This is a genomic window from Bradyrhizobium sp. (assembly GCF_030654605.1).
Taxonomy (GTDB): domain Bacteria; phylum Pseudomonadota; class Alphaproteobacteria; order Rhizobiales; family Xanthobacteraceae; genus Bradyrhizobium.
The window spans coordinates 1-7,313 of record NZ_JAURXB010000063.1 but is presented as its reverse complement, the minus strand read 5'-3'; the positions used below and the strand labels follow the sequence as shown (position 1 = coordinate 7,313).

General features: G+C 63.6%; 8 protein-coding genes. All 8 read right to left on the bottom strand.

Annotated features, from left to right (window positions below):
* Positions 1-9 precede the first annotated feature (9 nt).
* A complete protein-coding gene (gene trpB, locus Q7U29_RS05295; protein ID WP_304739244.1) occupies positions 10-1,227 on the bottom strand; it encodes a tryptophan synthase subunit beta in 1,218 nt (405 codons plus the stop codon).
* Positions 1,224-1,883: a phosphoribosylanthranilate isomerase gene (locus Q7U29_RS05290; RefSeq protein ID WP_304739242.1), complete on the bottom strand. Its 660-nt coding sequence runs from the start codon at positions 1,881-1,883 to the stop codon at positions 1,224-1,226. The genes trpB and Q7U29_RS05290 overlap by 4 nt, the downstream gene beginning before the upstream one ends.
* 96 nt (positions 1,884-1,979) lie before the next feature.
* Positions 1,980-2,372 (bottom strand): LapA family protein, encoded by a 393-nt coding sequence (locus Q7U29_RS05285; protein WP_304739241.1) that lies wholly within the window; start codon positions 2,370-2,372, stop codon positions 1,980-1,982.
* Positions 2,373-2,472: 100 nt separating this feature from the next.
* Positions 2,473-2,778 carry an integration host factor subunit beta gene (locus Q7U29_RS05280; RefSeq protein ID WP_304739239.1) on the bottom strand — a complete coding sequence of 102 codons (306 nt, stop codon included), beginning with the start codon at positions 2,776-2,778 and terminating at the stop codon, positions 2,473-2,475.
* Between the two features lie 172 nt (positions 2,779-2,950).
* Positions 2,951-3,931: a signal peptide peptidase SppA gene (gene sppA / locus Q7U29_RS05275; protein WP_304739237.1), complete on the bottom strand. Its 981-nt coding sequence runs from the start codon at positions 3,929-3,931 to the stop codon at positions 2,951-2,953.
* Between the two features lie 325 nt (positions 3,932-4,256).
* Positions 4,257-5,960 carry a 30S ribosomal protein S1 gene (rpsA, locus tag Q7U29_RS05270; protein WP_304739235.1) on the bottom strand — a complete coding sequence of 568 codons (1,704 nt, stop codon included), beginning with the start codon at positions 5,958-5,960 and terminating at the stop codon, positions 4,257-4,259.
* A 221-nt stretch (positions 5,961-6,181) separates the two neighbouring features.
* Positions 6,182-6,820: a (d)CMP kinase gene (gene cmk / locus Q7U29_RS05265; RefSeq protein WP_304739233.1), complete on the bottom strand. Its 639-nt coding sequence runs from the start codon at positions 6,818-6,820 to the stop codon at positions 6,182-6,184.
* On the bottom strand, positions 6,817-7,236 hold the full coding sequence (locus tag Q7U29_RS05260; protein WP_304739231.1) for a hypothetical protein: 420 nt from the start codon (positions 7,234-7,236) through the stop codon (positions 6,817-6,819). The genes cmk and Q7U29_RS05260 overlap by 4 nt, the downstream gene beginning before the upstream one ends.
* Positions 7,237-7,313 lie beyond the last annotated feature (77 nt).

Here is a 7,313-nt window from a genome sequence, read left to right as displayed (position 1 = left end):
CAGAAGCGCTCATACCTTCTTCCCCGCCAAAATTTCCGCCACCTGCGGAATGTCCTTGTCGCCGCGGCCGGAGAGGTTGACCACCATCAGGTGATCCCTGGGCCGCTTCGGCGCCAGTTCCATCACCTTGGCGATGGCATGCGCGGTTTCCAGCGCGGGGATGATGCCTTCCTGCTGCGACAGCAACTGGAATGCGGCCAGCGCCTCGTCGTCGGTGGCGCTGAGATAGGTGACGCGCTTGGTCTCGTAGAGCCAGGAATGCTCCGGGCCGATACCGGGATAGTCCAGCCCGGCCGAAATCGAATGCGCGTCCTGGATCTGGCCGTCATCGTCCATCAGCAGATACGTGCGGTTGCCGTGCAGCACGCCGGCCCTGCCGCCCGCGATCGACGCCGCGTGCAGCTGGGTCAGGCCATGGCCCGCGGCTTCGACGCCGAAGATCTCGACACCGGGGTCATCGAGAAACGGATGAAACAAACCGATGGCATTGGAGCCGCCGCCAATGCAGGCGAGCAGCGAGTCCGGCAACCGGCCCTCGGCTTCCTGCATCTGGGCGCGCGTTTCGACACCGATGATCGACTGGAAGTCGCGCACCATCATCGGATAGGGATGCGGGCCGGCGACGGTGCCGATGCAGTAAAACGTATCATGCACGTTGGTGACCCAGTCACGCAGCGCCTCGTTCATCGCGTCCTTCAGCGTGCGCGTACCCGACTGCACCGGGACGACCCTGGCGCCCAGCATTTCCATCCGGAACACGTTGGGCGCCTGACGCGCGACGTCGACCGCGCCCATATAGACGATGCATTCGAGCCCGAACCGCGCGCACAGAGTGGCAGTGGCGACGCCATGCTGGCCGGCGCCGGTCTCGGCAATGATGCGCTTCTTGCCCATCCGCCGCGCCACCATGATCTGGCCAAGCACGTTGTTGACCTTGTGCGAGCCGGTGTGGTTGAGCTCCTCGCGCTTGAAGTAGATTTTGGCGCCGCCGAGATACTCGGTCAGCCGTTCGGCGAAATACAGCGGCGACGGGCGGCCGACATAGTGCTTGAGGTAACCGTTCATTTCGGCGTGGAACGCCGGATCGGCCCTGGCGGCGGCGTAGGCCTTTTCCAACTCCAGGATCAGCGGCATCAGCGTTTCCGCGACGAAGCGGCCGCCGAATTTGCCGAAGTGCCCGGTCTCGTCCGGACCAGTACGGAATGAATTGGGCAGGTTGGGATTCATCGGACCATCAACTCTTCGGTGGCGCGCGCGGCGCGAATGAAATGGCGGATCATCTCGGGATCCTTGATGCCGGGCGTGCGCTCGACGCCCGAGGAAACATCGACGCCGCCGGCGCGGGTGACGCGGACGGCTTCCGCGACATTGCCGGCATGCAGGCCGCCCGAGACCATGAACGGCAGCTTGAGATCGAGATGTTCCAGCACATGCCAGTCGAACACGGAGCCGAGGCCGCCCGGACGCGTGGCGCTTTTGGGGGCGCGGGCATCGAACAGGATGCGATCGGCGACTGCGGCATAGCCCGGCAGCGGCGCAAGATCGGCAGCGGTCGCAACCGCCATCGCCTTCATGACCGGCAATCTGAAGGTCTGCTTGATGTCGCGCAGCCGCGCCACGGTCTCCTTGCCGTGCACCTGCAGAATATCCGGCTGCAGCGCCTCGACGATATTGGCGAGCGTGGCGTCGTCGGCATCGACCGTGAGCGCCACCGTGACGGCGCGGCCTTTGGCCCGTTTGCCGAGGTCGCGCGCCGTCTCGAGGCTGATGTGCCGGGGCGACGGCGGAAAGAACACGAATCCGACCATGTCCGCGCCGGCCTGCAGCGCGACGTCGAGCGTCTCGCGCGTGGACAGGCCGCAGATTTTGACGATCATGGACATGGTTTCAGGGCAAACTGGTTTCGAAGCAAACTGGTTTCAGAGCACGGGTTCGGGCGGCAACGACAGGCCAAGGCAAGGAAGCGGACGGGGCGGGTTCTACAACGTCGCGTCCTGCTTGTCTCGCCCGCCGGACCGATAGCCGCCGTCCTGCATCAGGGCGGGAAGGCGCTGCGGATCGCCTCGCAGGGCCGTTGTATTGGCGCGCAGATCGGCCAGTTGCGACCGCGCCGCCCGGGCGTCGGCCTCGTGCCGGCGCGCGGAGCGCCGCCAGTGGCCCTGCCGGAACCAAGTCGCCGTGCCGCCCGCCACCACGCCAAGGATCGCCACCACGATGATGAGCACGAACAGCGGCAGCGTCACCGCGACCGTCGGATAGCTGGAATTGAACGGATCGAACGATACCGTCACCAGATGGCGGTTGGCGACCGCAAAGATCACGAAGAACAGGCCCAGCGGAATCAGCAACAGGGCAGAGAAGAATTTTCGCATGACCATCTCTCGCGTTGCGAAGGCCAGCCTGGGCCGGCTCGTGTCTCCCGCCACGGGAACGCCAGGGGCAGCGGGGTGACTGCCGATACGCGTAAAACGCCTACGCGCCGGCGTCGGGAACTCCGCTGTCGCGGTTCAGACGCTCGCGCATTTCCTTGCCCGTCTTGAAAAACGGAACGCTCTTCTGATCGACCGGTACATGCGCGCCGGTGCGCGGATTGCGGCCGGCCCGGGCGGGACGATGCTTCACCGAGAACGCGCCGAAACCGCGCAGCTCGACCCGGTCGCCGCGCGCCAAGGCTGCCACGATCTCGTCGAGGATCGCGTTCACGATATTCTCGACATCCCGTTGATAGAGGTGCGGGTTGTGCTCGGCGATACGCTGAACAAGTTCGGATTTGATCATCGAGATTGGGACCCGGGAAGATGCGGAAATGCATTTCCGTGAAAATAGCTTGAACTGTCAAGACGCTAAATCGATTTAAGGCAGCGCGAAAAGGCGTGACAAGCGGCCGGATTCAGGATTGCGCCGATACCCGCAGTGCGGGAGAACGGCGCGGACACCGGACATCGGCGGATCAATTGGCCCCCGCGGGCTGCCATAATGCGAGCATTCCATCGAGACTGAGGCGGTCGACGGCCCGGACCAGGCCGGCGTGCTCGACCTGGCGCGCGACCGCGCTCAACCCGAGCGCGTCCAGCGCAATGGACGCCGCCGTTCGCAGAAAAGTCAGGTCGCCGAGCCGCGGCGTCAGCTTGAAATCGCGCACCGGCAAATCGGGCTTGACGTTTTTCTGCGCGACCAGCCAGGCAATGGCGGTCTTCTCGTCGCCGAGCGCATCGACCAGTTTGAGTTCGACCGCCTGGCGGCCGGTGAAGACGCGCCCGTCCGCGACTTTTTCCAGCAAGCCGTCATCCATGCCGCGCCGCTGCTTCACGAGGCCGCGAAACCAGGCATAGGAATCCTTGACCAGCGAATCCAGTGCGGCGCGCGCTTCCGGACTGGTCGGCTCAAATCCGTTGGGCGCGGCCTTCAACGGCGAAGACTTCACCTCCTCGACCTTGACGCCGACGGTCTTCATCAATTCGCTGAAATTCGGATACTGGAACAAGACGCCGATCGACCCGACCAGCGAGCTTTGCTGCGCCACGATATGATCGGCCGCAATCGCGGCGATGTAGCCGCCGGATGCCGCCAGTCCCTCGACCACGACCACCACCGGCTTCTTCGCCTTCAGGCGCACCAGCGCGTCGTAGAGCTGCTCGGAGCCGGCCGTGGTGCCGCCGGGCGAATTGATGTGCACGACGACGGCCGCGGCACGGGACTTTTCCAGCCGCTCCAGCGCCTCGACGCGATCATTGTCGCTGCGGATCAGGCCGTCGATATGGACCCGCGCGATCGAGCCCGACGTCGTGAACGCGCCGCGTCCGGCCGGCGTCGCCACCACGGCAACGGTGACGATGGCCGCGATCACGACCAGGGCCGAGACCACGCGCCAGAACGTCAGCTTGCGGCGGATCCGGCGGCGATCAACGATCACGTCTGAATCAAGCGACATCGAGAATTCTCCCAGCGAGCGGTCGTTGAGGGGCCGCACGGTATTCTCCACACAGCCCTAATATGTCGTGCCTCAATTACATCAATTGCGATGCAATATGAAGAAAACAAGGCCCTCGTCGTCCCGGCGAACGCCGGGACCCATACTCCGCGGCGGCAATTGTTGCAGAAGGCGTCTGCCACGGTATCCATATCGACAGGACACGGCGTATGGATCCCGGCTCGCGCTCGCAAGGGCTCGCTTGGCCGGGACGACAGCCGGAATAGAAAGGGCCCCGGTCGAAACCGGGGCCCGATTGATCCGAACGAGTAAGCAAGCAGGAGGCTTACTTGTCGGTACGCTGCTTGAGCGCGGTGCCGAGAATGTCGCCCAGCGTCGCCCCCGAATCGGAGGAGCCGTACTGCGCGATGGCTTCCTTCTCTTCGGCGACTTCCAGCGCCTTGATCGAGACCTGCACCTTGCGGGCCTTCTTGTCGAACTGGATCACCCGCGCATCGACCTTTTCGCCGACGGCGAAACGCTCGGCGCGCTGATCTGAACGCTCGCGTGCCAGTTCGGACCGCTTGATGAAGGTATTGAAATCGGTACCGGTGATTTTCACCTCGATGCCGCTTTCCTTCACTTCCAGCACTTCGCAGGTCACGACCGCGCCCTTCTTGACGTCGCCCGGCTCGGCGAAGGGGTCGCCTTCGAGCTGCTTGACGCCGAGCGAGATGCGCTCCTTCTCGACATCGACATCGAGCACGATGGCCTTGACCATGTCGCCCTTCTTGAAGTTGTCGATCACCTGCTCGCCCGGAAGCTTCCAGTCGAGGTCGGACAGATGGACCATGCCGTCGACATCGCCTTCGAGACCCAGGAACAGGCCGAACTCGGTCTTGTTCTTGACTTCGCCCTCGACCGTGGCGCCGACCGGGAACTTCTCGACGAACACTTCCCAGGGATTGCGCATGGTCTGCTTGAGGCCGAGCGAAATACGGCGCTTGACCGAATCAACCTCGAGAACCTGCACTTCGACTTCCTGCGAGGTCGAAACGATCTTGCCGGGATGCATGTTCTTCTTGGTCCACGACATTTCCGAGACGTGGATCAGGCCTTCGATGCCCGGCTCCAGTTCGACGAACGCGCCGTAGTCGGTGATGTTGGTGACGCGACCGGTGAAGCGCGCATTGAGCGGATACTTCGCCTCGATGCCCTGCCACGGATCGTCCAGCAGCTGCTTCATGCCGAGCGAAATGCGGTGGGTCTCGTGGTTGATCTTGATGATCTTGACCTTGACGGTCTGGCCGATGGTCAAGACTTCGGTCGGGTGATTGACCCGGCGCCAGGCGATATCGGTGACGTGCAGGAGACCGTCGATGCCGCCGAGGTCGACGAACGCACCGTAATCGGTGATGTTCTTGACGACGCCGTCGATGACCTGGCCCTCTTCGAGGTTCTGCACCAGTTCCTGGCGCTGTTCGGCCCGGGTCTCTTCCAGAACCGTGCGGCGCGACACCACGATGTTGCCGCGGCGGCGATCCATCTTGAGAATCTGGAACGGCTGCGAATTGTTCATCAGCGGTGCGACGTCGCGGATCGGGCGGATATCGACCTGCGAGCGCGGCAGGAAGGCGACAGCGCCGTCGAGGTCGACGGTGAAGCCGCCCTTGACCTGGTTGAAGATGACGCCGTGGACCTTCTCGTTGTTGTTGAAGGCCTTCTCGAGCTTGCCCCAGCTCTCCTCGCGGCGCGCCTTGTCGCGCGACAGCACGGCTTCGCCGAGCGCATTCTCGATGCGATCGAGGAACACCTCGACCTCGTCGCCTACCTTGAGTTCGCTTTCCTTGCCGGGCCCGGCGAATTCACGCAGCGCCACGCGGCCTTCGGTCTTCAGGCCGACGTCGATGACGGCCATGTCCTTCTCGATCGCAACAACGATGCCCTTGATGACGGAGCTTTCCTGAAGATTGCCGCCGGCAAAGGATTCATCGAGCATCGCGGCGAAATCGTCGCGGGAAGGGTTATAGGAAGTAGCAGTCGAAGCCATTTGTTCTCCAGATGCGGGTATCGCCGGCCATTCGGGTTAAGGGGCGTATCGGGCGTGAAGTGTCGGGGTTCCGCAAACCCTGACGACCGCCTCGCAGGAAATCGCGAGAGCGGGCCGGCAGCATGCCTGCACGTTCGATACGTTGATTGTGTCCGGGACCTGAAAGCGAGCGTATCGACTTCAAGACCGGGAGCGGGCTTTCCTCCAATGACGGCTGGGTCTCAAACCCGATGCCGGCCCGCTCGGACGGCCTCGACAATGTCGATGGCGGCCCGGACGCCGCTTTCTATATCCAAATGCGAGTTATCGAGCAAGTGTGCATCCGCAGCCGCTATTAAAGGCGCCGTGGCCCGGTTCTGGTCGCGCTCGTCGCGCCTGAGGATATCCGCCAGCACGGCGGCCTCGTCGGCGGGCTCGCCCCGCGCCTGGGCCTCCAGGGTCCGGCGCCGGGCCCGGACTTTGGGGTCGGCGATGACGAAGATCTTCACCTCGGCATGCGGGCAGATCACGGTGCCGATATCGCGGCCATCGAGCACCGCGCCGGGCGGGTCGGCCGCGAACTGCCGCTGAAAATTGATCAATGCCTCCCGTACCCTGGGGATGGCCGAGACCACCGAGGCCGCCTCGCCCACCAACTGGGTCTTGAGATCGGGATTTCCGAACTTTTCGGGGTCGAGTTCCAGCGCGGCGGCGACCGCAAGGTTCTCGTCGGTCAGGTCGGCCCCGGCATCCAGCAGCGCCTTGGCCACCGCGCGGTAGATCACGCCGGTATCGAGATGACGATAGTGGTAGTGCTGCGCGAGCCGCTTGCCCAGCGTGCCCTTGCCGGAAGCTGCGGGTCCGTCGATGGCGATGATCATGCTTGTTCCGGGAGGTGGCGCCCAAACGGGCTGCGAGCGCGGCGCAACGGCCGCTCCTCGGTGAAGATGTTGCGCGAGGCGAACTCGGCCGGACTCGCGAACGTCAGATATTCGCGCATGCCATGATCTGCAAAGGAACACGTATGCCACGGACGGTCTAGAATACGAGCTGGGTCCGAGGCCCAAGATGGTACACGACCCAACATGTGTTGCTTCGCAAGATATTCGGCCACTCCACCAACAAGTGCATCGAGCCTCTTGTCGTTCGTCAAGATCGGCTCCTCCTCAATCGTTGCATAGCGCGCTTCAGCTGTCGGAGCGAGATCGAAGGTATCGACGAACTCCGCCAGCGCCACGTCCCAGGAAGCGCCCGTCTGAATTCTTGCAACGGCTTCCGCAAGCGAATTTGGCCGCATCAGTCTTGACCTTCCATCCGTCGTGACCGGCTAAACAAACTCCGCACCGAGCCCGCGCATCATCGGGATGAAATCCG